The sequence below is a fragment of the Paraburkholderia sp. SIMBA_027 genome (assembly GCF_046535315.1).
Lineage (GTDB): Bacteria > Pseudomonadota > Gammaproteobacteria > Burkholderiales > Burkholderiaceae > Paraburkholderia > Paraburkholderia tropica.
The window spans coordinates 1-283 of sequence record NZ_JAWRWY010000367.1 but is presented as its reverse complement, the minus strand read 5'-3'; the positions used below and the strand labels follow the sequence as shown (position 1 = coordinate 283).

Sequence of the window (283 nt, the reverse complement as noted above, 5' to 3'; positions counted from 1 at the left end):
AGATCGCCTTCCTGAACCGAGCGATTGCCGACAACGCCGTCATAGGGCGCCTTCAGAACCGTGAAGGACAGGTCGCGGGCGGCCTTGTCGCGCTGCAGTTCCAGCGTCCGGACAGAGCCTTCGGCTTCCTTGCGCTGCGCTTCCAGGATGGTGATGTTGGCTTCGGCCGACTTGATGTTGGCGTCGCCGCCAACGAGATTTGCCTTGGCCTGATCGAGCGCGATGTTGGCGGTATCGAGATCGGCAGCGGTGCCGACCGACTTCGCCTGCAGGTCGCTCTGGC

Annotated in this window: 1 pseudogene; it reads right to left on the bottom strand. The window is 63.6% G+C overall.

Annotated features, from left to right (window positions below):
• Nucleotides 1–283, bottom strand: a pseudogene (locus SB764_RS39455) (hypothetical protein); the annotation flags it as partial.